Annotated in this window: 17 protein-coding genes and 1 rRNA gene; 16 read left to right on the top strand and 2 right to left on the bottom strand. The window is 42.2% G+C overall.

Translation table 11 applies throughout. The annotated features are described in order from the left end of the window. Nucleotides 1-121 precede the first annotated feature (121 nt). Both QNN06_RS20960 and QNN06_RS20955 read left to right on the top strand, forming a co-directional pair. A complete protein-coding gene (locus QNN06_RS20960; protein ID WP_213121029.1) occupies nt 122-667 on the top strand; it encodes a GNAT family N-acetyltransferase in 546 nt (181 codons plus the stop codon). 167 nt (nt 668-834) lie between these two features. Beyond that, nucleotides 835-2,100, top strand: coding sequence for an MFS transporter (locus QNN06_RS20955; RefSeq protein ID WP_213121030.1), 1,266 nt, complete (start codon nt 835-837; stop codon nt 2,098-2,100). Nucleotides 2,101-2,162: 62 nt separating this feature from the next. Here the strand turns inward: QNN06_RS20955 and QNN06_RS20950 are convergent, their stop codons facing one another. Continuing rightward, nucleotides 2,163-3,842: a multicopper oxidase family protein gene (locus QNN06_RS20950; RefSeq protein WP_284035900.1), complete on the bottom strand. Its 1,680-nt coding sequence runs from the start codon at nt 3,840-3,842 to the stop codon at nt 2,163-2,165. Between the two features lie 118 nt (nt 3,843-3,960). Here QNN06_RS20950 and QNN06_RS20945 point away from each other — a divergent pair, with 118 nt between their 5' ends. Together QNN06_RS20945 and QNN06_RS20940 are read left to right on the top strand one after the other, a co-directional pair. After that, nucleotides 3,961-4,746: an HAD family hydrolase gene (locus QNN06_RS20945; protein ID WP_284035899.1), complete on the top strand. Its 786-nt coding sequence runs from the start codon at nt 3,961-3,963 to the stop codon at nt 4,744-4,746. Nucleotides 4,747-4,877: 131 nt separating this feature from the next. After that, complete coding sequence (locus tag QNN06_RS20940) at nt 4,878-5,561, top strand: BsuPI-related putative proteinase inhibitor (protein WP_284035898.1); 684 nt, start codon at nt 4,878-4,880, stop codon at nt 5,559-5,561. A gap of 61 nt (nt 5,562-5,622) precedes the next feature. Here the strand turns inward: QNN06_RS20940 and QNN06_RS20935 are convergent, their stop codons facing one another. Further along, complete coding sequence (locus QNN06_RS20935) at nt 5,623-5,934, bottom strand: hypothetical protein (RefSeq protein WP_213121034.1); 312 nt, start codon at nt 5,932-5,934, stop codon at nt 5,623-5,625. A 179-nt stretch (nt 5,935-6,113) separates the two neighbouring features. Here QNN06_RS20935 and QNN06_RS20930 point away from each other — a divergent pair, with 179 nt between their 5' ends. From QNN06_RS20930 to QNN06_RS20875, 12 genes are all read left to right on the top strand, one after another. Beyond that, entirely contained in the window at nt 6,114-6,539 is a 426-nt protein-coding gene (locus tag QNN06_RS20930; protein WP_284035897.1) for a hotdog family protein, read from the top strand. A 9-nt stretch (nt 6,540-6,548) separates the two neighbouring features. Next, nucleotides 6,549-7,889, top strand: coding sequence for a sigma-54 interaction domain-containing protein (locus QNN06_RS20925; RefSeq protein WP_284035896.1), 1,341 nt, complete (start codon nt 6,549-6,551; stop codon nt 7,887-7,889). A gap of 178 nt (nt 7,890-8,067) precedes the next feature. Next, nucleotides 8,068-9,222, top strand: a complete 1,155-nt coding sequence (locus QNN06_RS20920; RefSeq protein ID WP_249367013.1) for an acyl-CoA dehydrogenase family protein — start codon at nt 8,068-8,070, stop codon at nt 9,220-9,222. A 20-nt stretch (nt 9,223-9,242) separates the two neighbouring features. Beyond that, a complete protein-coding gene (locus QNN06_RS20915) occupies nt 9,243-9,653 on the top strand; it encodes a hotdog family protein (protein ID WP_213121037.1) in 411 nt (136 codons plus the stop codon). Between the two features lie 3 nt (nt 9,654-9,656). Next, nucleotides 9,657-10,454, top strand: coding sequence for a 1,4-dihydroxy-2-naphthoyl-CoA synthase (gene menB / locus QNN06_RS20910; RefSeq protein ID WP_213121038.1), 798 nt, complete (start codon nt 9,657-9,659; stop codon nt 10,452-10,454). A 35-nt stretch (nt 10,455-10,489) separates the two neighbouring features. Continuing rightward, entirely contained in the window at nt 10,490-12,127 is a 1,638-nt protein-coding gene (locus QNN06_RS20905; RefSeq protein WP_284035895.1) for an AMP-binding protein, read from the top strand. An 18-nt stretch (nt 12,128-12,145) separates the two neighbouring features. After that, entirely contained in the window at nt 12,146-12,892 is a 747-nt protein-coding gene (locus tag QNN06_RS20900; RefSeq protein WP_213121040.1) for an SDR family NAD(P)-dependent oxidoreductase, read from the top strand. Nucleotides 12,893-12,920: 28 nt separating this feature from the next. Next, complete coding sequence (locus QNN06_RS20895; RefSeq protein ID WP_284035894.1) at nt 12,921-13,697, top strand: enoyl-CoA hydratase/isomerase family protein; 777 nt, start codon at nt 12,921-12,923, stop codon at nt 13,695-13,697. 168 nt (nt 13,698-13,865) lie between these two features. Continuing rightward, nucleotides 13,866-15,095 carry a DUF438 domain-containing protein gene (locus tag QNN06_RS20890; protein ID WP_284035893.1) on the top strand — a complete coding sequence of 410 codons (1,230 nt, stop codon included), beginning with the start codon at nt 13,866-13,868 and terminating at the stop codon, nt 15,093-15,095. A gap of 198 nt (nt 15,096-15,293) precedes the next feature. Next, nucleotides 15,294-16,736, top strand: a complete 1,443-nt coding sequence (locus tag QNN06_RS20885) for a DHA2 family efflux MFS transporter permease subunit (protein ID WP_213121042.1) — start codon at nt 15,294-15,296, stop codon at nt 16,734-16,736. A 262-nt stretch (nt 16,737-16,998) separates the two neighbouring features. Next, nucleotides 16,999-21,342: an alpha-amylase family glycosyl hydrolase gene (locus QNN06_RS20880; RefSeq protein WP_213121043.1), complete on the top strand. Its 4,344-nt coding sequence runs from the start codon at nt 16,999-17,001 to the stop codon at nt 21,340-21,342. Nucleotides 21,343-21,787: 445 nt separating this feature from the next. Further along, a 16S ribosomal RNA gene (locus QNN06_RS20875) occupies nt 21,788-23,337 on the top strand. The last annotated feature ends 187 nt before the right edge of the window (nt 23,338-23,524 follow it).

The following is a 23,524-nucleotide window of genomic DNA, read 5'->3' as shown; positions in this document are numbered from 1 at the left end:
TATAAAAGTTGCGTTTCTGTTTAAAGCAGGAACGCTTTTTTATGTTATCAAGAAGGAAATAAAGTGGGCAGGAGAGTATTATAGTAAGGGCAACTTAGCTAAAAATGGGGGACAGTTTTTAATGAGAGTGAATCCAAAGAAATTTGAAATAAATAATTTAATTTATATTATTAGGTCTGCAAAGGAAGAGGATGCCCAAAACTTATCTGAAGTTAGAGTGCAGATTGATGGTGAAACAGAAAATATGGATAGAGAAAAAGGAGAAGCATACATAGATGAATCTGGCTTCAAACAGATTATTAGATCGGATACCGAACGGAAAAATAATCTTTTTTTAGTGGCAGAAGCAAATGATAGAATTGTAGGTTTCTCTAGATGTGAAGGGACTCAACTGAAAAGAATGTCCCATAAAGTGGAATTTGGAGTCTGTGTCTTAAAAGAATTTTGGGGACATAGCATTGGGAAAAAACTATTGGAAGAATCCATTCATTGGGCAGATTCAAACGGTATTAAGAAAATATCATTGAGTGTTCTTGAAACGAATAGTAAGGCTGTTAAGCTTTATCAAAGATATGGGTTTGAAGTGGAAGGCATTTTAAAAAAGGACAAAATTCTTTCCGATGGGAATTACTATAATACTTTTTTGATGGGAAGGTTTAATGTGTAATTAAAAGTTAATTGGTACATTTCCTTTTTAAGGGAAAGTACCTTTTTTATTTGTTTAAAGGAGAAAAGTGGTATCATAGTACAGTGAATACTGTTAATATTGTGAAATTTTTGATTTGGCGGAAATCGGGGGCAAAACTAAATTACTTTATAAATGAGGTGAATTCTATGAAAGCAAAATTCCATTATGCTTGGATAATCATTTTTATTACATTTTTAGCTTTATTGGCTGTTCAAGGAGTTCGCCTTGCGTTTGGAGCATTTGTGCAGCCTTGGGAAAAAGATTTTTCCATGGATAGGGGGACTATTTCTCTTATATCTACATTAAGCTTTGTTGTTTATGGTCTTTCGCAGCCAGTGATTGGGAGACTTGTAGATAAGCTGGGTCCACGGTTGATTTTATCGGTGAGTACCTTATTGGTTGGAGTGAGTATCTTTTTAACCTCCTTTATCAATAAGCCATGGCAGTTGTTTGTTCTTTACGGCATCTTCGTTTCCATCGGAGTGGGGGGAGCATCCAATGTTGCGGCAACCGTCCTTGTAACGAAGTGGTTCAATGAAAAACGCGGCCTTGCCTTAGGAATTATCGAAGCAGGATTTGGAGCAGGACAAATGCTGCTTGTACCAGGGTCTTTACTGTTAATAAACTGGTTGAATTGGAAAGTAACAGTTGTTATTTTAGGTATTTTTCTGGCAGTTATTGTTTTTCCTTTTGTCCTTTTATTTTTACGCAATGACCCTAAAGAGAAAGGTTTACTGCCAATTGGCGGAAAAGGGAAAGAAGAAAAACAGACAATTGGTGATGCGGATCAAAATAGTAATTTTTCTATTTGGGAAGCTTTCCGCCAAAGACAGTTTTGGTTTTTAGTTTTACCGTTTGGAGTTTGTGGATTTACCACGACAGGATTAATGGATACACATTTAATTCCTATTTCTAATTTATGTGGGTTTTCACCAGGTGTAACAAGTGCTGCAGTGAGCATTCTAGCTGCTTTCAACATTATTGGCATTTTACTTTCAGGTATCGTTGCCGATCGATGGAGCTGCAAAAAAATACTGTTCGGGTTGTATGCGGTAAGAGCTTTATCCATTGTTATTCTATTAAATACTTATAACCCGGCAATGCTGCTGGCTTTTGCCGTTGTGTTCGGATTGGTCGACTTTGCAACGGTAGCGCCAACTCAATTACTGGCAACTCAATTTTTTAAAAATCATTCTGTAGGGTTTATCCTGGGCATGTTGTCACTAAGCCATCAAATAGGCTCGGCATTAGGTTCGTACTTACCAGGTTTATGGTATAGCCTCTCAGGAAATTATAATCTTTCTTTCTACTTTTCGATTATTATTCTTGCACTGGCTGCCGTTTTTAGCGGGTTGCTTCCGAAGCAAATCGTTAGTAAGGAAGAGAAAGAATTAAAAACATTGCATGCTTAAATATTGAAAAAACCTAGCATTTCATGATAAAGCTAGGTTTTTTCATTAGAAGAGGGTAGAAGTCAAATACTTGACTCATCTCGGCCCTCCTTTTTAAAACTTTGAGTAAACGAGTCATCAGGGCATTGACCTGGAATTGGAATGCGTGGGTCAAATTCGGGATTTTGGAGTACTTCATACGGCCGCATCATTTCATGGTCCTCATGTTCAAGGTTATGGCAATGCCAAGGGTAGATTCCCGTAAAAGGTCCGAAGCGGGCAATAATGCGAGTGACTTCTTTGGGATTCACTCCAACGGTATCCTTCCAGCCTTTTTCGTTCGCGGGTGGTTCCCGCGGTGGACCGACGTGTGTGATATTTTTATTTTTATCAATTGTAATGGGAGCATGATTGAGAACCTGAAAATGCACAAGATGTAAGTGCATTGGATGATTGTCTCCTGTCAAATTGTAAAGCTCCCATATTTCCACAGTGCCATTATACGGAGTTTCTGTAATGGGTAATTCACTCCACATCATGTCATTGAGCAATGGTTTCAAACGACCTGGAAATTCCGGGTCATCTATTTCAGTCAAAATGTTCTGCCGTACAGGTACACCTTTTGGATTAAGTCTCTCCAAACAAGATAATGTTGCTGGAATTACACTTTTGTCAGGTTCAGTAAGGTTTTTACTAACACGGAACTCCATAATTTGCGGAAGGGCTGGATTGCGTGGGTCGCCGCTTGGGAATGGTGATGGCGCATCATTTGTTAGGATGATTTTCTGACCTGCATGTTTTGAAAAGTCGACAATCACATCTGCACGTTCCGCTGGGCCGAGCAGCAGCCCTTCCCTATGTGGTACAAAAACTGGTTTCACAAGAAATCCGCCATCTGTCCCTATTTGGATAAACTCTTGGCCAGAACTTAATCGTAGTCGATAAAACCGGGAATTGGAGCCATTAAGGATACGGAATCGGTATTTGCGCGGCTCAACCTCGAGAAAGGGCCAGACTTTTCCATTCACAAGAGCGGTATTCCCGAAAAATTCCGGGACGACAGATGGTCTGGGCAGGCTTGAATCAATTGGCGGTGAAGGATCCGGCGGCGCTGCCTGGTTTGGCTGGGAAGGATAGAATAATTCACCAAACTGCTCACCGCTAAGATAGAACGATCGATCTTGAATCAATAACGGGATTTCATAGTTTCCTCGTGGAAGATTTAGCATTTCCTCCTCGTCATCTCTAATAAGGTAAAACCCGGCTAGCCCTGCATAAACATTTAGACGGGTGATTCCAATGGCATGATCATGATACCAGAGTGTAGCAGGACGTTGGCCATTTGGGTAATAATAAACTTCATGCAAGAATTTAGGTCCAACATTTTTGAAGTTTCGGGTAAACCAGGCTTCCGGATATCCGTCATTTTCCGGCCGGTTACGCCCGCCATGTAAATGCACGACTGTCCGAACAGATGGCCGGTCGAGTTCTGCGCCATGAATGGTTCTATCTACCGGAAGCAGGTGTTCAAAGGGCAGTTGGTTTTCCCACTTAACATAAATAGGTTGGTTCCTGCGAACTTCAAATGTAGGTCCTGGATATATGCCGTTATAACCCCAAACAGTCGTCGGTTTTAGGTCACGGTGTAATTTTTGCTGAACCTGCTTCATTTCTACCTCGTAGTATGGTTTTCCATTTATGTTCCCGACGGGGGTAATGCCTGAAGGTATTGGCAATGCATCTACAAACTTATCTAAAGGCAAATATAATTCCTCCTCATTTTAAAACCTCTTTATTAGGTTATGAAGATAGGAAGTTTTCAGTTTTCTTTTTTTTTAAAAATGGTAAACTAGTTAAAAAAACAAAAAGTGAGGCGCCAGCATGATTAAAGCAGTTTTTTTTGATTTGGATGATACGTTGCTGTGGGATCAGAAGAGTGTAAAGGAAGCCTTTGTGGCTACATGTAAGGTTGCAGAGGAACGATATGGACTAGTAGATTCGGACCAGTTGGAGGAGGCTGTCAGAGAGGCTGCTAGAAACCTCTACTCTTCCTATGAATTTTATCCTTTTACACAAATGATAGGAATCAATCCATTTGAAGGCCTATGGGGCAATTTCCTTGATGATCAAGATGATTTTAGAAAAATGAAGGACACGGTTCCTGGTTACCGGAAAGACGCTTGGACGGCAGGTCTTAAGGCTTTGGGAGTTGACGACCCAGAATTTGGCCAAGAATTGGCGGAGCGTTTCCCAGCCGAGCGTCGAAAGCTGCCATTTTTATATGAGGAAACGTTTAAAACACTAGATACGTTAAAAGGGAAATACAAGCTTTTACTATTAACGAATGGATCACCAGACTTACAAAATACGAAACTAACAATTACTCCAGAATTGGTTCCATACTTTGACCAAATCGTCATCTCAGGTGATTTTGGTAGAGGAAAACCAGATCCAACGATTTTTGAACATGCCTTGTCACGCCTCTCCTTGCAAAAGGATGAAGTCATCATGGTGGGGGATAACTTAATGACCGATATTCTTGGGGCAAACCGTGCCGGGATCAAATCCGTTTGGATCAACCGCCACAATAAAGAGCGGAATGAAGTCATTCCTACCTTCGAGATTCACCAATTAGAAGAACTTTTTACCATATTGGAGAAGTTATAAAAAAGATCAGCTGCCTCTGGCGGCTTTCTTTATGTCAAAAGACCAATTTTTTTAATACGGTGTAACCTCACCCCTTTATTGAGCGACTATTATGCTGAAAACCAAATAATTACAAAAAGGGGATCGTGAAAATGAGAAATAAAAGTGTGATTTTCATATTAACCACTGCCTTAGCTATTGGGCTTTTAGCCGGCTGCGGTTCAGGGGTGGTGGATAAGACGAATGGCAGTTCAGGAACTCCAAAAGCGACAGCGCCTAAACAAAATGATATAGCTGCAAGTTTCCTTCCAAGGATTGAAATTATTGAGCAAGGGACGGGAATTAACGTGAATTACCGAGTAAAGAATATTTCCGGTAAAGCTCAGAAATTAACGTTTTCAAATGGTTTACAAGTGGATTATATTGTTTATGATGAGTCTGGAAAAAAGCTAAAACAATATTCAGAAGAGGTTATGTCTACTCAAGCCATGGAGGAAGTAAATCTTGAGAACAATGAAGAAATCTCCAAGGAATTTACCATCACCGACCTGAAAAATGGCAAGTATAAGCTGGAGGTTTTCTTAACAGCAAAAGAGGAGCAGGCGAGTGTTGTTAAGGATTTACTTGTGGAAAAAGCCGCTTTCAACGGTTCTGGCAAATACGTTGGACAAATCGACCCACATACCATTGAAATTGATATGAATGGCACGAATACCGCGTTCCAATTATCTGATGAAGCCCAAAGACAATTATTGGCCCTTAAAGAGGGTAGTAACGTAACATTTCTATATAAAGAAAATGAAAATGGACAAAAGGTAATTGAAAAATTTTTATAAAAAATACATTCATAAAAGGGACAGTGATTTTAGATATTACTGCCCCTTAGTTTTTAATTAATCAGCTTTTCAACTTTTTAAGTACCCGTTCTTCGAAATCTGCCCGGTCAATATCTAAATCATGTGTTTCATTGCGAAATGACTTGAACCTTCCGCCCTTGACTTCGAGGGTAAAATAGCCTCTTTCACTTGCAATATTTATATCGCCTATAATATTTTTCCTTCGGATTGGATCGAACAAATTTACCATATTTGGATTGTTGGGGTGCGGTCTGAACTGGCAGCCGTGCTCCACGCATATTTTAACAATGTTACGTACCTTCGGGTGGGCGATACTTTCAATTTTCTTGGTTGTTTCTTTACTTATGGTCATTCTTTAGTCTCCTTTCCGTCTTAACAACGATATGCCATGGCGGCGTTGAATATTCAATAAATATAAAACCTAACACAGCTGTTAAGGGGGATTGAGTATTGCACGGTTGGATGAGTATCTGTTACCCTTTAATTATAAATAAAATATTCATAATATTTCTTCAATGGGAGATGGAACAGATGAGTATAGCGATTGATGAGTTATTTATCGGACAAATCGCTCGCTTAAAACGAGTATTTACAGATGAGGATGTCAAATTATGCAATGAGTTGACACGGGATTTTAGCCCAGTTTATCAAGTAAATGAGAATGTCTGGAAAAATTTTTACGATCAACCAATTGTTCCAGGGTTATTGACCGAAGGTTTAATCACCCAGGTTATCAGCCAAAAGCTGCCGGGTGACGCCTGCATTTTGCTGCAAAAGGAATTGGTTTTTTATTACCCTGTCCATGTTGGAGATGAGATTACTGCGGAGCTCGAAATTATTGATATCAACGAAACAAGGAATTGGGTAACGCAAAGGGTCAGCTGTTACAACCAGCAGGGAAACGAAGTGGTAAAAGGACAGGTGGTCATACTTATTCTGCCTAAACAAAGTTCATAGGTGATGTGAATGGAACTAACCCAAAAAGTTGATAACCGCACAGGGTATTGGGGATCAATGGAAGTGAATGAAAAGGGGATTCTTGTAGATGTCAGCCCTGAATTTTGCAGCTGTTTTGCTTTTGAAAAGCCTGAACTAATAGGGCTTTCGATTGCGCATATCGTTGAAGGAGCCACAAAAAGTCGGCCAACCTCTGCTGTTGGAAAACCAGTTATTCCTGGTGTGATTAAAGGCCATTCCTGTTTAATTCGAATCGAAAAAAAGGACAAACATCTCATTTATTCGGTCATTTTAAGAAAAGAAGAAATCGATCATGCTGAATTTTATTCCTTTCTGCAGATGGTGGATAAGCCAAAAATAAGATCAAAGACAGCCAACGGGAATCGATATAGTTTTGAGGAGATTATTGGCGACAGCCCATTGATGGCGCAAATTAAGGAATTGGCTGCCAGGATTGCAGCCAGTAGTTCAACTGTGCTGCTTACTGGCGAAAGCGGTACAGGGAAGGAATTGTTTGCCCAGGCCATTCATGGACTTAGCTCGAGAAAAAACCATCCGTTTGTAGCGGTTAACTGTGCAGCGATTCCTGATGAATTATTTGAATCGGAAGTATTTGGCTATGAAGGAGGGGCATTTAGCGGGGCGAAGAAAGAAGGAAAGCCTGGAAAAATTGAATTGGCGCAGAACGGGACACTATTTTTAGATGAAATATCTGAGTTGCCTTATCAAGCACAGGGGAAATTGCTCCGAGTGCTGCAAGAGCGAGAGGTGGAGCGGCTTGGGGGAACTGGGAGCAAGAATGTCGATATCCGGATTGTTGCGGCAACGAACAGAGACCTAAAAACTTTGGTTCAGGAAGGCAAATTCCGGCAGGATTTGTTTTATCGTTTGTATGTGTTTGAATTAAAAATACCGTCATTAAGGCAGAGAAAAGAGGACATTTTACCGTTAGCCTATTATTTCATCGAATATTTCAATGAAAAATTAGTCCAAGAGGTAAAATACTTAGCACCCAATCTCCAGGAATGGCTTTTGAATTACGAGTGGCCTGGGAATGTCCGCGAACTAAAAGCGGTTATTGAACGGGGGATGAACATTGTTCAGGGGGAAACACTGACAATGGAAAGCTTGTTTATTTCCCCATCTCTTGAAAGTTCAGTTGAAAAAACGGAGACGGAAGAAACACCTAAACTCTTAAGTTTAGAGGAAGCTGTCTCAAATGCAGAAGTTTCCGCAATCCAGCGTGCACTTAAGGAAGCAGACGGCGACCGGACAAAAGCAGCCCAATTGCTTAATATTCATCTAGCCAGCCTATATAGAAAAATAGCGAAATATAAACTAAATAAATGATAATTTTATCTATTCACACACACTTTTTCTAGTGTGTGTGTTTTTTTTCGCAAATCGGATTCGCAAATATGCGAAAAATAGTGAATTTGCAAAAATGCAAAACTCGGAAACCGGTAAAATAGTGAATTCTATGTTGGCACGGAATTTGCAATATAGAAAGGTAAAGGAGGGAATCATCTTGTTGAATTTTACCTTTACAGATGAACAAGAATATTTTCGTGAAATGCTAAGAGAATTTTCCTTAAATGAATTACTTCCCCAATATACAAAATGGGACCGGGAGAAGACACATCCCCGCCATTTGTGGAAAAAACTCGGGGAACTTGGAGTGAATGGACTAAGAATTCCCGAAGAGTATGGCGGCAGCGGGGCGGATTGTGTAACAACCGGTATTGCGGCAGAGGAAGTCGGAAGAGGAGATTTTAACCTGACCTATGCTGTCATGCTAAATGCCTTAGCCTCAGAAATTATTACCAATCATGCGACAGACCAATTGAAAAAAACCTGGCTTCCGCAAATTGCTAGCGGTGACAAAATTGTTGGAGTAGCAATTACCGAGCCAGCGGCCGGGACCGATGCTGCAGGAATCCGCTCGACAGCAGTACATAAAGGGGACCGCTACATTTTAAATGGAGAAAAATCAGGTATCAGTGCGGCAACGATTGGCGATGCCTTTATTGTTTTTGCGAAAACAGACCCCAACTCCGGCAGTAAAGGTATCAGTGCCCTCGTCGTGCCTGCCGATGCTCCTGGCGTGGAATGTAAAGGTTATGACGACATGGGTAATGTACCGATTGGAAGAGGGTCGATTTATTTAACGGATGTCGAGGTTCCGGAAGAAAATTTAATCGGACTTGAAAACAATGGCTTTTTCCAAGTTATGAATGGGTTTGACCTTAGCCGCTTGTTAATTGGACTCCAGTGTGCAGGGGCAGCCTTCCAAAGTATCGATGAGACCATTGAACACGTAAAAACGAGACAGGCTTTTGGCAGACCACTTGCAAAATTTCAGGGAGTTTCTTTTCCAATCGTCATCCACTATACGCAGTTGGAGTTAATTAAGTGGCAGGCATATCGAGGCCTATGGCTTCGTGACAATGGGAAAAAACATACAAAAGAGGCATCCTCGGTAAAATGGCTAGGACCAAAATATGCACAGGAGGCAATCCATGAATGTATGCTTCTTAATGGCCACTACGCCTATACGAAGGAAATGCCGCTTGAACAAAGGCTTCGGGATGTAATTGGGTTGGAAATTGGGGATGGCACAGCACAGGCTAACCAAATGGTCATTGCTCGAGAATTGATTGGGAAAGAATTTCGTCCCTATTAAAATAGGAGACTACTTCCCGAATGGATGATGCTGAAACATTTTTTATCGGACAAATAGCGAGAATCCAAAGGACCATTATTAGTGAAGATGTTGAAAAGTGGAAATTTTTAACCTGGGATTTTAATGTGGTGTATCAAAGTGAGACATGGTTTGAACTGCCTCATGTTCCGGGAATTGTTTGTGAGGGATTGATTGCGGAGGCGATGGGCAAAGAATTGACCTGTCACCCTGCTGTGATATTGAAGAAAGAACTCGTCTTTTTAAATCCAGTCCATATCGGCGATATGTTGACAGTTGAGATAGAAACCATAGATGTTAATCAAGAAATGGATTGGGTTACCGAAAAGGTAACATGCATCAATCAATCTGGTTTTGAAGTGGTCAGAGGGCAAGTTGTTTTGAAAATTTTAGCAAAGAAAATGGAGGAATGAAAAATGGAAATGACAGATGTACTTTATGAGAAAAAGGATGGAATTGCCAAGATAACAATTAACCGCCCGGAGGTTTATAACGCCTTTCGTGCTCAAACTGTCCAAGAATTAATTTGGGCGTTTCGGGATGCCTGGGATGATAACAGAATTGGCGCGGTTATTTTAACAGGAGCAGGAGAAAAAGCCTTTTGTACTGGCGGTGACCAAAAGAATAAAGGTGACAGTGGCTATGATAGCTCAGGTGGACTTGGCGGCGGCATCGGATTGGAAATTGAAGCTTTGCACCGGACAATTCGCGCGATTCCAAAGCCGGTTATTGCAGCCGTAAACGGTTATGCTATTGGCGGCGGCCACGTTCTTCATGTGGTTTGCGATTTAACCATCGCCGCTGAAAATGCCATTTTTGGCCAAAGCGGTCCGAAAGTGGGCAGCTATGATGCAGGGTTAGGATCTGCCTATCTTGCGAGGATTGTCGGTGAGAAAAAGGCAAGGGAAATTTGGTACTTGTGCGAAAAGTATTCGGCGCAGGAGGCAAAGGAAATGGGCCTTGTCAATAAAATCGTCCCACAAGGCGAATTGATGGCGGCTGCAGAGGAATGGGCGGGGAAAATTTTAGAAAAGAGCCCGACGGCAATTAAAATGCTGAAATATTCCTTTAATGCAGATTCTGCCAATATTGAAGGGATTTCGCAAATTTCAATGGCAAGCCTAGCGATGTTCTACAAAACGGATGAGTCGGCAGAAGGAAGAAATGCGTTTGTCGAGAAACGTCCGGTTGATTTTAAGAAATTCAGGCAGTAAACCAATATTACCTTTAGTAGGGGGAGAACAAGCTGATGGGTTTCGAAACGATTTTAACGGATGAGGATATCAAAAAATATGAATCGAATTGGTCAAATAAGACGATTCTTGATTATTTAAAGGAAGCAATTGAAAAGTATCCTGAAAAAGCAGCCATTATTGACAAGAAAAGCAGATACACCTACAAAGAGCTTGGGAGACTGGTAGACCGTGTGGCTCTTGGTTTGCTTGAATTAGGATTGAAAAAGGGAGATGTCATCTCCATCCAGCTGCCTAACTGGAATGAGTTTGTGATTTTGCATTTTGCAGCAACAAGAATCGGCGCCATCAGCAATCCATTAATCCCGATTTATCGTGATCGGGAAATTGGCTTTATGGTCAAACTCGCTGAATCCAAGATGATTGTCGTACCCGACGAGTTCCGCGGTTTCAATTATCCGGAAATGATTGAGAGACTTAAGCCGCAATGGCCCTCACTGGAACATATTTTTGTCGTTGGTGAAAAAGTGCCGGAGGGAATGAAATCTTTCTCCTATTTAATGGATGCTCCTTGGGAAGAGCAAAGGGAGCCCTCTGCTTTGGATCAGATTGCCCTTAATCCTAATGAAGTAACAGAAATCATTTTTACGTCAGGAACCACGGGTGAACCAAAAGGTGTCATGCACACCCACAATACTGTGACGTTCGCATCAGAGCTTTGGATTGACCATTTTCAATTAACTTCTAATGACGTAATTTTCATGGCTTCCACCTTTGCCCATCAAACCGGTTTCCTATATGGCGTCCGCCTACCGGCCATTTATGGGGGAAGTGCTGTTTATCAGGATATTTGGAACCCTGAAGAATTCATTCAATTAATAGAAAAAGAGAAAATTACCTTTACCACGGCGGCAACACCATTCTTACAGGATACCATCAATTTCAACGGAATCGAAAAATACGATTTGAGCTCACTCCGGTACTTTGCAGCAATTGGAGCACCAATTCCAAGAACACTTGTGAAACAGGCCCGTCAGAAGCTGCCAGCGCAAATTCTCTCGGGCTGGGGGCAAACCGAAAATGGCTTGGTTACCCTGACTCTTGCAAACGATACTGAGGAAAAGCTCACCTCTACTGATGGAAAAGCATTCCCGGGGCTTGAGGTTAAGGTTGTGGATGCAGTAGGTAATCAACTGCCTCCTAACGTCGAAGGGAGTTTACTGGTAAGAGGGCCTTCATTGTTTGTTGGTTATTTAAAACGAATAGAGTTGACAAGGTCTGAGTTTGACGGGGAATGGTTCATCACAGGTGACCGGGCGATGATAGATGAGGACGGCTATATCCGCATTACCGGCCGTAACAAGGACATTATTATTCGCGGCGGCGAGAACATCCCGGTTGCGTATGTGGAAAATGTTTTATACGAGCACCTGGATGTGTCAGTCGTTCAAATTGTTGCCATGCCAGATGCACGTCTGCAGGAAAAAGCCTGTGCATTTATAAGCATGAAACAGGGTGCAGCACCGCTAACTTTTGATGCGATGAAGGCCTTTTTAGCAGAAAGAGGTGTCGCCAAGCAATATTGGCCTGAGCACCTCGAAGTGATTGACGATTTCCCGCGAACACCAAGCGGGAAAATCCAGAAGTTCCGCTTACGGGATATGATAAATGAAAAATTTGCTGATAAGGTTTAAAAATTGGAGGGATAAACAATGGTAAAACGTATTGCATTTGTTACCGGTGCCGGCAGCGGCATTGGCAGAGAGATTGCTAAATTACTAGCATCACGAGGAATGGACTTAATTGTTGCTGATATTAATAAGGAGGGCGCTGCGGAAACTGTTGCGCAAATTAAAGAAAATGACGGTGAAGCAGTTGCGGTTCATTGTGATGTTACTAGTTTGGAAAGTGTGAAAAACGCGGTTCAGGAATCAGTTGAAGCGTATGGGAAAATTGACGTGTTAGTGAATAACGCCGGCTGGGATAAAGTTGAGCCATTTTTAAAGAGTGAGCCAGACACATGGAAGAAAATCATTGATATTAATTTAATGGGGCATATCCATACGTGCAAGGAGATTTTGCCGCTTATGATTGAAAACGGTTTCGGGAAGGTTGTCAATATTGCATCTGATGCAGCTAGGGTTGGTTCGAGCGGTGAAGCTGTTTATTCCGCTGCAAAAGGCGGCGTAGTAGCGCTGACAAAAACACTGGCCCGCGAAATGGCCCGTCATAAGATCAACATAAATTGTGTGGCGCCAGGTCCGAGTGACACCCCATTATTCCAGGAAATCGGCTCATATAATGAAGGAATTGCCAGTGCTCTAGAAAAAGCTATTCCGTTCCGAAGATTGGCACAGCCACAGGATATTGCTGGCGCGGTGGCTTACTTTGTTTCAGATGATGCGGGATATGTGACTGGACAAACGTTGTCGGTCAGCGGCGGATTGACGATGCTCTAAAAATAGAATCTTTAAGGAGAATAGTAGAATGTCTTTTGATAATATTTTGGTGGAAAAGCGAGGGTCTATCGGGGTTATCAAAATCAATCGGCCTAGCGTTCGGAATGCCTTGGATCAGGATACCATTACTGAGATGGAAGAGGGGTTTGAAGCACTTGAACGGGATGATAGTATTGGGGTAATTGTTTTTACCGGAACAGGGGATAAAGCCTTTGCGGCTGGGGCAGATATTAATCAGGTCCATGGCTATCAACCTATGGATGCTATAGGATTCGGTATGTCCCGTTTTTATCAAAAAGTGGAAAGCTGCTCCAAGGTGACCATTGCCGCTGTAAACGGCTATGCTTTAGGAGGGGGCAGTGAGTTGGCGATGTCCTGTGATATACGGATTGCCAGTGAGAACGCTAAATTTGGACTGCCTGAACTTAACTTGGCGGTCATTCCAGCAGCAGGCGGGACCCAAAGGCTGACAAGATTGATTGGCGAAAGCAGAGCCTTGGATTTGATTTTAACAGGTGACATGATCACTGCCCAGGAAGCAAAGGAAATCGGCTTAGTATCATTAGTAGTTTCACAAGAAGAGTTGTGGGAAGCAGTTGTGAAAAAGGTAGGAAAAATTTTATCCAAAGGTCCGTTAGCAGTAAGGCTTGCCAAGCTGGCGGTTCACAGCGGAGCGGAAACAGATATTCAAACAGGTATATTGATTGAGCAACTGGCTCAGGCCGTACTGTACAGCTCCCTTGACAAAGAGGAAGGAACCGCGGCATTCCTTGAAAAACGTAAAGCTTCATTTATCGGTAAATAGGCGGTTCAGCTTCAGTTTTCATTTTTAGAAACTGAAGCTTTTTTATGGGGGTTTTCATTGTTCACAAGTTGTTAATATTTCTTTAGTAATGAATGATTTTAATCACAAACTCGAACCAGGATTAGTGATATTTTTTAAAAAAGCAACTTGTGAAGGAGAATCCTGGATATGAGTGAATTCATAAATAACCGTGAACAACAAACATATAAGAATACAGAGCGCCTCGAAATTTTAAAAGAAATTTTCAGAGACCTTCATAGTGGAAGAAATATAAATGAAGTGACGGCTCATTTCGATGCTTTTATTGGTAAAGTGACCATAGAGGAAATTGCGCAGCTGCAACTGGAGTTTGACAACGAGGGAATTATGCCGGCAGAAGAACTTCAGCGACTGTACACTCAGCACACTGATATTTTTAAAGGCAGAATTGAGGAAGATAACTGCGAAAAACGTTCTGAGGAGCAGCCGGGACACCCAATTCACACCTTTAAGCTGGAAAATAGAGAGCTTGATAAATTGGTGAAAACGCAGCTCCAAGTGCATTTATGGCAATTTGAAAAAGAGGATCATGCGGAAAATGTATTTAAGCTCTTAGAGGATATCAATTTACTGCTTGATATTGATAAACATTTCAATCGTAAAGAGCATTTGATTTTTCCGTACTTAGAAAACTACGGCATTTACGGTCCAACAAATAATATGTGGAGAATCGATGACTTCATCCGCGATGCTATCAAAGAAGTGAGACAAACACTGCTTCATTATAATGGTGAAAAGCAGGTTGTAATTGAAAAACTAAACTGGGTAATCGAAGAGGTAACAGCAATGATTTATCGGGAGGAGAACATTCTGTTCCCGATGGCGCTGGCCAATTTCACAGAAGATGAATGGGTGAAGATTGCCCATGAGAGTGATGAAATCGGTTTTTGCCTAACCGAACCGGAGGAAGTTTGGAAACCAGAACGGAAGGCACTAGATGAAAATGCCATTTCCGAAGGCTATATTAAAATGGAAACCGGGATCCTTTCGTTAAAACAGCTTGAACTGTTATTAAACCATTTGCCGGTTGATATAACCTTTATTGATCATCAGGATGTGGTCCGTTATTTCTCACATGGCAAGGATCGAATCTTTGCCCGAACCAAAGCCATCATCGGCCGGACTGTACAAAACTGCCACCCGCCAAGAAGCGTACATGTCGTGGAGGAATTATTAGCAGATTTTAAATCAGGAAAGAAAGACAGTGAGGACTTCTGGATTAAGTTCCGTGATAAATATGTTTACATTCGCTATTTTGCGGTTCGTGATGAAGTGGGCAATTACGTCGGCGCACTGGAATTTACACAAAACATCGATCCGATTCATGCTATTGAAGGTGAAAAACGAATTTTATCATAATATTATAGAAGAAATTGGGATTGGCCCCCTCGGTGGATGAGGGGGTTTTTTTGTGTAAATGGAAAAATGTACACTGTTAAGAATGTCGCAAGAATAATAGATAAAAAAGACATACTCATTCAAGATAAATAGTTAGCACAAAGTGGCAAAATCATGTAATCTAAAAAGTACGTTTTTGAAAATAAAGGAGGATGAGAAATGGATAGATCCACTAATAAACGAGGCCCAATCGTGGCGCTTCTTTTAGCGGGAACTTTTATCGCAATCTTAAATCAAACCTTGATGATTACAGCAATACCTCCAATAATGAAGGAAATGAACATTACTGCCAACAGTGCGCAATGGCTGACGACCATTTTTATGCTTGTCAACGGTATTATGGTACCGGTAAGTGCATTCCTGTTAGAACGGTTTACCACCCGCCAGTTATTCTTGACTGCAATGAGCATTTTTGCAGCCGGTACAATAGTTGGGGGAATAGCCCCAAATTTCGAATTTCTTTTATTAGGAAGAATTATTCAATCATGCGGAGCTGGAGTGATGCTGCCGTTGATGCAAACGGTATTTTTGCTGATTTTTCCAGTTAATCGACGCGGCGCTGCTATGGGACTGGTTGGACTTGTTATATCCTTTGCTCCGGCGATTGGGCCCGCCTTATCGGGATGGATTACGTCCCATTATTCATGGCGCCTCTTGTTTTTTATCATCCTGCCAATAGCTTTAATAGACATTGTTGTCGCATACTTCACCTTGAGAAATGTTACCGAATTATCGAAACCCAAAGTCGATTGTCTTTCCATTATTTTATCCTCTATTGGATTCGGCAGTCTTCTATATGGATTCACTTGTGCAGGAAATTTTGGCTGGGGAAGCGGCATCACTCTTTTTGCATTAGGAATCGGAGGTCTTTCCTTGGTATGGTTTATTACAAGACAGTTACGTCTCGAACATGCCATGCTGGAATTTAGAGTATTTAAAATTTCAATTTTCCCACATGCCATCATTATCGGTATGGTTGGGTTTATGGGGTTAATTGGTGCTGAAACTATCATTCCTTTATATATGCAGAATATGAGAGATTTCTCAGCATTTGAGGCAGGCCTTGCTCTGTTACCGGGCGCGCTAATAAGCGGAATTTTGGCACCGATTATCGGTAGGATTTTTGATAAAATCGGTGCTAGATGGCTGGTAATCACGGGTTTAATCATAATAACAGCTTCCTCATTTGCGTTTACTAAATTGGGGCCAGACACGACTATTACCTTTATTACAGTTTTATATAGCATTAGGATGTTCGGCCTCTCCATGGTTATGATGCCGGCTGCCACTGCAGCCCTAAACCAGCTTCCGAAACGGCTCATTCCCCATGGGGCAGCAATGGATAATACGATGAAAATGATTGCCGCATCAGTTGGGACCGCTATTCTTGTCACAGTGATGACGACAACTGCTGCATCGGCGAAGGATGAGCCGGGAATCCTATATCCGGATATCCATGGTGCCAACATGGCATTTATGGTGATTGCTGTACTATCGCTTTTGACGCTGGTTCTTTCGTTTTTTATAAAAAATGACACCTTGCCTGAAGAAGGTAATGAAGATGAGGGGCGCCGAAACATTCGAGTGAAATTCCAAGAATAGGGTGCCCAATTTAAGAGGAGGCGTGTGTCTCCTCTTTATTTTGTGTGAAGTCATGTGCGACTACCTGGTGAAGGTACTGGACCATGAAGCCGTAGGAGTAGTTAGCCTAACGCAATCGTGTCCGTGATTTAAGTTTTAGTAAATATTAGTAGCAAAGACCTATTCTTTTCGAGATATTGATGATGAGATAATAGGTGCAAGTAAGCGTTTTCTATTTAAAATTGTGCAAACGTTTGCGCAAAAAAAAGGGGGAGGAAAATGAATGAAAGGAAAATCACGTAAGTGGATGAATTACCTTGCACTTTTAGCATTAGTAGTGCAAACGATTGCAGGAACAGCTTTTTTTCATCCGGCACAAACAAATGCAGAAGGACGGATCGTGACTCTAGTTGGTAACCTGCAAGATGAGCTGGGAGGCTCCGGTGAGTGGAATCCTGCAGATCCAGCTACACAAATGACGCTGCAGGAAACGGGAAAATACATTCTAACCGGCAAACTGCCTGCAGGAAATTATGAATATAAAATTGCCATAAATGGCACCTGGGATGAGAATTACGGGGCAGACGGGGCACGGAACGGTGATAATTATAAATTATCACTTGATAAAGAAACAGAGGTTAGGTTTATTTATGATGATACCACTCATAGAGTAACAGTACCGATTGAGATGCCGGATAATCAAAAGCCAAGAATTGTTGGTGATATTCAGCCAGAGCTTAATGCCGGGGGCGAGTGGTCACCTGGTGAATCAACGGCGATTTTGCATGATGAAGACCATGACAACGTGTACACATATACGGCTCAAGTTCCAAAAGGGAAACATGAATTTAAAATTGTTCTCGGGGATAACTGGAGTGCACCTGCTTATCCAGCTAATAACTTTGTGTTAAATGTCCTAAAGGACGCAGCAGTCACATTCTTTTATAACCATGATACAAAAGAAGTATTTACCGATTATGATCCGGGACTGCCTGATGGCATTGTTCAGGGGGACAAGCTATACCATAATACATGGGATATGGCTTACCGTTCACCATTTGGAGCGGTAAAAGCAGGGGATGTTGTAAAGCTTCGTCTTCAAGCGAAGAAAGGGGACCTAACTGGAGCGAAGGTTCAGCTAAAAAACTATAATTCCGGTAACACTGTTACTGTGGATATGGAATATGCCGGCTGGCTTGAGCAAAAGGGCGGGCAAGTGGAGTTTTGGGAAGCGGACGTTACGCCTAAAGAAGAGGGGGTATACGGGTATAAATTTATTGCTCAAGATGGCCCAGGACAGAAGGAATATGGGGAAGATGTCCAAGAAGGCGGAATAGGTACGGCATCTGACTCCAACGCATCATTATTCCAGCTTACGGTATATGACCCGTCATATAAAACTCCTGATTGGATGAAGGAAGCGGTCGTTTATCAGATTTTCCCTGACCGTTTTTACAATGGAAATAAGAAAAATGATAATGCCAAAAGCAATGCGCGCGGGGGAGAGCCAATTGAACATAAGGAGTGGAATGATCTGCCTGATAATCCTCGTTTGAAAGGGACCGAAGGATATCAAGACGATGCCATCTTTTCTAATGATTTCTTTGGCGGCGACATTGCAGGTATTCAACAGAAATTGGACTATATCCAATCATTGGGGGTAAACACACTTTATTTAAATCCAATTGCAGAAGCAGCATCGAACCACAAATATGATGCTGCAGATTATAAAAATGTCGACCCGATGTTTGGCTCCCCAAAAGAGTTCGAGGCATTTACAAAGGAGTTAAAGAAACGAAAGATGCATTTGATTTTAGATGGTGTATTTAACCATGTTGGTGATGATTCCATCTACTTTGACCGTTACAGTAAATATCCAACAGTAGGTGCTTATGAGTATTGGTCTTCTATTTACAACCTTGTGAATCAGGGAGTGTCAGAAGATGAGGCTAAAAAACAAGTAAAAGAAAAGTTTATATCTGAGGGCCAAACATTTAGCCCTTACGGTTTTGAAAACTGGTTTAACATTCAAAATGAAAAAGTTGACGGTGTTTATAAGTACCAGTGTTGGTGGGGGTACGATTCACTTCCAGAAATCAAATCCATTCCTGGTGAAGCAGTTGATTATCCATCTGAGCTAAATAATAACTCGTTCGCCAATTACATTATGTATGATAAAGATTCGGTAGCCAAGTCGTGGATTAACAAGGGATCTTCTGGTTGGCGTTTAGATGTGGCGAACGAAGTGGATCCTCAGTTTTGGAGGGAGTTTCGAAAAGAACTTAAGACTGGAAAGAAAGACGAACCATTAATATTGGGAGAAATCTGGGACGATGCCTCCAAATATTTCTTGGGTGACTTATATGATTCCGTAATGAATTATCGCTTCCGCGGTGCTATGATCGATTACCTAAAATCTGGAAACGCTGAAGGTGCACAAAATCAGCTCAATGCTGTTTACGAGGACTATCCAAAAGAAGCATTTTATTCCCTTATGAATCTGATGGGTTCACATGATACTGCCCGTGCAGCGTTTGTTCTCGGGAATGGAACAGACTCTTTTGAGAGAGCGGAATTCGATAAGAATTATAACCCGAAGCTCGGAATTCAACGTTTAAAGCTGGCTGCCATTTTGCAGATGGGTTATGCAGGTGCACCGACTATTTATTATGGGGATGAAGCAGGTGTGACCGGTTCCAAGGATCCTGATGACCGCCGGACATATCCATGGGGCAGCGAAGATAAGGAGTTAATCAAACATTATCAAGCCATCGGAAATGTAAGATCGAATTTTCATGATTTGTTTAGCTATGGTGATTTGCACCATTTATATGCGATAGGTGATGTGCTAGCCTTTTCACGCTCAGATAAAAAGAATGTTGGGATCGTCCTTACAAACCGCGGCAACGATCCAAAAACAGTCGTACTAAATATGGAAGATATAATGATAAACGGGATTAAGTTAACCGACCAGCTTGATAAAAAATACACAGTAGAATCAAAGGATGGAAAACTGACTGTAACTGTTCCGGCCATGAGCGGGCGTATGCTTGTTTCGGAAAAAGGTCAAAACCTAAAACGTCCTGCTGCTGTTACGGATTTAACAGTGGAAGAAGGCAGTCACTCAGCTGTAATTAAATGGGAAGGAGATGCGCAAAGATATGCTGTTTATCAAACAACGATTTCTGGTGCTTTTTATGAAAAAGTAAAAGAGTCTTCTTCTAATAGTGTAACAATTGATGGGCTAGATAATGGCCGAAAATATTACTTTGCAGTGGCAGCGCTTGATAAAAATGGCAATAGCTCTGAGAAGGTGGAATTCCAAACTGCCGTTATTCCGAATGTGAAATTAACGGAAGATAACTACAAAATTGAAAACGTCACATCACTTGAACAAGCAAGTATTGATCTTTCAAAACCTGAAACAGTCACAGCAAATTTCTTTGTAAAAGGTGAAACAGAAACGGGAGAAATGGAAGGCTTGCAGGCTAAACTTGAAGTAAAACAACCTGGAAACGAAAATTGGATTTCCTACAATGCTACTTACGTAAATCAACAGGATGTGTCGAATGTCTTTAGTTCTAATTTCCTGGCGTTTGATGAAGGCAGCTATGAGTATCGATTTGCCTTTTCAAATGACTTAGGCCGCACCTGGGTTACAAGTGAAATAAAGACTGTAACCTTTACCAAAGGGGTTGATACGACATCCCCCGTAGAAAAAATAACCCTGGCTAAGCCGCAGCAGGAATCAGGGCAAGTGAACCTTTCTTGGAAACTGGAAGGAAATGAAGATCCATATATGATTGTTATTGTCCGAGACGGGATAAAAATTTATCAGCTGCTGGATGTGACAAAAGAATCGTATCGAGATATTAATGTAACAAACGGAAAAACGTATACGTACGAGGTACAAGTTTATGACCGGGCCGGAAATATGGTGAAATCCAATCCTGTAACTGTTACACCTGAATTAGTAACCGTAAAGGTAACATTTAAGGTGAACGCACCAGCCTATACTCCACAAGGAATTTATATTACGATGCCTGGTAATCAAAACGGCTGGAACACCGGTGCATGGCAAATGACGCGTGCAGGGGCAGTCACCAATGATTATGAATATACTGTCGAAGCACAGGAAGGTGAAGTATTAACGTATAAATACGTAAAAAATGGCACATGGGATCAAGAAGGGTTGCCTGACCATATGGCAGCGAATCCAAATGATGATGATGTCAGCTTTTACGGATACGGAGCACAAGGTACAGATCTTTCTATCGTCGTTTCAAACCAGGGTGGAAACCAAATGGTCGTTCAGGATAAGATTGTCCGTTGGATTGATCAGCCAGTTGTTATAACTTCCCATACTGATGGGCAAACGGTATCATCTGACACGGTAACGCTGCAAGGTAACGCCATTAAAGATGGGGTTCTTACTATAAATGGTGAGCCTGTAACAATTAATAGTGATATGACTTTCTCGCATACTATTAAATTAAATGCAGGAGAAAACAAACTCAGCATTCATATCGAACCATCAGAGTCTAGTAAAACCACTAATTTTAAAAATGATGGCGGTGCAATTGCTAAAGCAACAAAGACATTTGATTTCGTGATTAATAAACAATAATATTGCTGTTGCCTCTTTCCTAATTAAATGGAGAGAGGTATTTTATTTTTTGGTTTTTATCTTTTTTTATATTTACGTCTAATTGGAAAAAATTATATATTGAACACGGGTGATTCAGGTGATAAGATATAAAAGTTCCTTCACGAGAGGTCAAACTTAATGAATGAAAATTATGTATTGACACTTATGAAGTGAATGTGATATATTTGTTTTTGTCGCTGTAATAAGAGGCAAGATAGTTCTTTGAAAACTAAACAAACAAAAACGTCAACAAACAGTAATATTCGTTTCGTTTGAAACGAAGCCAACGTAACATTTTTGAGCTAATCAACTCAACTTTTCCACGTATTAACATGCAGTAAATCCTGTCGGATAAACTGCCTGTAAATACCTGATTGATTCGACTAACCATTGCAGGAAAACCATCTGCAATGGAAGTCTCATCTTATTGGAGAGTTTGATCCTGGCTCAGGACGAACGCTGGCGGCGTGCCTAATACATGCAAGTCGAGCGAATCACTGGGAGCTTGCTCCCGGTGGTTAGCGGCGGACGGGTGAGTAACACGTGGGCAACCTGCCTGTAAGACTGGGATAACTTCGGGAAACCGGAGCTAATACCGGATAATTTCTTCCCTCGCATGAGGGAAGGTTGAAAGTCGGTTTCGGCTGACACTTACAGATGGGCCCGCGGCGCATTAGCTAGTTGGTGAGGTAACGGCTCACCAAGGCGACGATGCGTAGCCGACCTGAGAGGGTGATCGGCCACACTGGGACTGAGACACGGCCCAGACTCCTACGGGAGGCAGCAGTAGGGAATCTTCCACAATGGACGAAAGTCTGATGGAGCAACGCCGCGTGAGCGATGAAGGCCTTCGGGTCGTAAAGCTCTGTTGTCAGGGAAGAACAAGTATCGGAGTAACTGCCGGTACCTTGACGGTACCTGACCAGAAAGCCACGGCTAACTACGTGCCAGCAGCCGCGGTAATACGTAGGTGGCAAGCGTTGTCCGGAATTATTGGGCGTAAAGCGCGCGCAGGCGGTCCTTTAAGTCTGATGTGAAAGCCCACGGCTCAACCGTGGAGGGTCATTGGAAACTGGGGGACTTGAGTGCAGAAGAGGAAAGCGGAATTCCACGTGTAGCGGTGAAATGCGTAGAGATGTGGAGGAACACCAGTGGCGAAGGCGGCTTTCTGGTCTGTAACTGACGCTGAGGCGCGAAAGCGTGGGGAGCAAACAGGATTAGATACCCTGGTAGTCCACGCCGTAAACGATGAGTGCTAAGTGTTAGAGGGTTTCCGCCCTTTAGTGCTGCAGCTAACGCATTAAGCACTCCGCCTGGGGAGTACGGCCGCAAGGCTGAAACTCAAAGGAATTGACGGGGGCCCGCACAAGCGGTGGAGCATGTGGTTTAATTCGAAGCAACGCGAAGAACCTTACCAGGTCTTGACATCCTCTGACACTCCTAGAGATAGGAATTTCCCCTTCGGGGGACAGAGTGACAGGTGGTGCATGGTTGTCGTCAGCTCGTGTCGTGAGATGTTGGGTTAAGTCCCGCAACGAGCGCAACCCTTGATCTTAGTTGCCAGCATTCAGTTGGGCACTCTAAGGTGACTGCCGGTGACAAACCGGAGGAAGGTGGGGATGACGTCAAATCATCATGCCCCTTATGACCTGGGCTACACACGTGCTACAATGGATGGTACAAAGGGCAGCGAAGCCGCGAGGTGGAGCCAATCCCATAAAACCATTCTCAGTTCGGATTGCAGGCTGCAACTCGCCTGCATGAAGCCGGAATCGCTAGTAATCGCGGATCAGCATGCCGCGGTGAATACGTTCCCGGGCCTTGTACACACCGCCCGTCACACCACGAGAGTTTGTAACACCCGAAGTCGGTGGGGTAACCGTAAGGAGCCAGCCGCCTAAGGTGGGACAGATGATTGGGGTGAAGTCGTAACAAGGTAGCCGTATCGGAAGGTGCGGCTGGATCACCTCCTTTCTAAGGATAATGCAGTCCTTATGGACTGATAAGAAGTTGACTGTTTCTTGTTTGTTTAGTTTTGAGGGAATTATCTCTCAAAACTTTTTGTTCCTTGAAAACTAGATAATCGTATAGAAGAAGTAACCAAGTAAGAACCGAGTAATCGCCATTTTAGTTTTTCTCTCTTATTTTTAAGAGTAAAAAC

The organism is Neobacillus sp. 114, from assembly GCF_030127045.1.
GTDB classification, from domain to species: Bacteria; Bacillota; Bacilli; order Bacillales; family Cytobacillaceae; genus Neobacillus; species Neobacillus rhizophilus.
This window is presented reverse-complemented; position numbering and strand designations above follow the sequence as displayed.